Annotated in this window: 1 protein-coding gene; it reads left to right on the top strand. The window is 72.4% G+C overall.

The features are described from left to right. The coding region (locus tag AXW62_RS33385; protein ID WP_159061014.1) for a type I polyketide synthase at nucleotides 1-2,497 on the top strand (2,497 nt) is incomplete at both ends.

Genomic DNA, 2,497 nt, shown 5'->3' with positions numbered 1-2,497 from the left:
ACACCATCCCCGCCGAACACCCCCTCACCACCGTCATCCACACCGCCGGGACGTCGGACACCGAGCTGATCGCCGATCTGGGGCCGGAGCGCCTGCAGCATGTGCTCGGGCCCAAAGCCCTGGCCGCCGCGCATCTGCATGAGCTGACCCAGGGGCTCGGCCTCGGCGCCTTCGTGCTCTTCTCGTCCGGCGCCGCCGCCTGGGGCGGCAGCAGGCAAGGCGCCTACGCCGCCGCGAACACCTATCTGGACGCGCTCGCCGAGCACCGCCGCGCCCGGGGACTCCCCGCCACCAGCCTCGCCTGGGGCCCCTGGGGCGAGGCGGGGATGGCCGCCGATGAGACCGCGCTCTCGTTCTACGGCCGGCGCGGGCTGGCCCCGCTGAGCCCCGAGCTGGCCGTGGCATCGCTCCAGCACGCCCTGGACCACCGCGACACCACGATCACCGTCGCGGACATCGACTGGGAGAGGTTCCCGACGGCCTTCACCGCCCAGCGCCCCAGTCCGCTGCTCGACGACCTGGTCACGGCCGCCGAGAATCCGGCCGAGGCACCGGCCGACGCGTCCACCGGCGCTTCCGCCGCCACATCGCTCCGGCAACGGCTCTCCGCCGGCAGCCCCGAGCAGCAGCACCACATCCTGCTCGAGCGCGTCCAGTCCCTCGCGGCGTCGATCCTGGGGCATTCCGGGCCGGACGCCATTTTGCCCACGCAGCCGTTCCAGGAGCTCGGATTCGACTCCCTCACCGCCGTGGAGCTGCGCAACCAGCTATCCACCGCGACCGGGCTCGACCTGGCGCCCACGCTCGTCTTCGACCACCCCACGCCCAACGGGCTCGCCACCCATCTGCGCGCCGAACTCACCGGCCTGCGGACCGCCGTCACCGCTCACAGCCCCACCGCGGTCGCCCAGGACGAGCCGATCGCGATCGTCGGCATGGCCTGCCGCTACCCCGGTGACGCACATTCCCCGGACGATCTGTGGGACCTGGTGATCGCCCACCGCGATGCCATCGCGGCGATGCCCACCGACCGCAACTGGGACCTGACCACGCTGTACGACCCCGACCCCGACCACGCGGGGACGAGCTACGTCCGCGAGGGCGGGTTTCTGTACCGGGCGGCCGAGTTCGATCCCGCGTTCTTCGGCATCAGCCCGCGCGAAGCGGTCGCCATGGACCCCCAGCAGCGGCTGCTCCTCGAAACCGCCTGGGAGACCTTCGAGAACGCGGGCCTCGACCGGGACACGCTCGCCGGCAGCGACACCGGGGTGTTCGCCGGAGTGACGTCCCAGGACTATCTGTCCCTCACCGGCGATACGGCGAGCGACGTCGAAGGCTACGTCGCCACGGGCAACATCGGCAGTGTGGTGTCAGGGCGGGTGGCGTACGCGTTCGGCCTGGAGGGCCCCGCGGTCACGGTGGACACCGCGTGCTCGTCCTCGCTGGTGGCGATGCACCTGGCGGCCCAGGCCCTGCGACAGGGCGAATGCTCGCTGGCGCTGGCGGGCGGGGTGACGGTGATGGCCACCCCGGGCGCGTTCATCGAGTTCTCCCGCCAGCGAGGGCTGGCACCCGATGCCCGGTGCAAGCCGTTCGCGGCGGCGGCGGACGGCATGGTGTGGGGCGAGGGCGCCGGACTCGTACTGCTGGAGCGGCTGTCGGACGCGCGGCGCAACGGCCACCGGGTCCTTGCCGTCGTCCGTGGCTCCGCCGTCAACCAGGACGGCACCAGCAACGGCCTCACGGCGCCGAACGGGCCCGCACAGCAGCGGGTGATCCGACAGGCCCTCGCCAACGCCCGGCTGACGCCGTCCGAGGTGGACGCGGTCGAGGCGCATGGCACCGGGACCACGCTCGGCGATCCGATCGAGGCCCAGGCGCTGCTGGCCACCTACGGCCAGGAGCGGCCGGACGGGCGTCCGCTGTGGCTGGGCTCCATCAAGTCCAACATCGGCCACACCCAGGCCGCCGCCGGAGTGGCCGGGGTCATCAAGATGGTGATGGCGATGCGGCATGAACTGCTGCCCGCCTCGCTCCACATCGACGCACCGACCCCCCATGTCGACTGGAACGCGGGCGATGTCCACCTGCTGACCGAGGCACGGGAATGGCCCCAGGGCGAGCGGCCACGCCGGGCGGGCGTCTCCTCGTTCGGCATCTCGGGGACGAACGCCCACCTCATCCTGGAGCAGGCCGGCGAGCCGATCGAGCCCGCCCCCGTGTCAGACGTCGCGGGTCCGGTGCCATGGGTGATCTCCGCACACAACGACGCGGCGCTGCGGGGCCAGGCGCGTGCCCTGGCCGGTCACGTCGTCAACGATCCCGAGGTGAACGCTGCGGAGGTGGGCTGGTCGCTGTTGCGGTCCAGGACGCTGTTCGACCACCGGGCGGTGGTGATCGGCCAGGACCGCCGCGAACTGGTGGCCGGACTGGAGGCACTGGCCGCCGGGGAACCACATCCGGCCCTGGTCCACCCGGCAACCACCTCCGACACCAG

It is taken from the genome of Streptomyces hygroscopicus subsp. hygroscopicus (genome assembly GCF_001553455.1).
Classification (GTDB): domain Bacteria; phylum Actinomycetota; class Actinomycetes; order Streptomycetales; family Streptomycetaceae; genus Streptomyces; species Streptomyces hygroscopicus.
The sequence above is the reverse complement of the archived record's forward strand: the minus strand, read 5'-3'. Positions and strand labels throughout refer to the sequence as shown.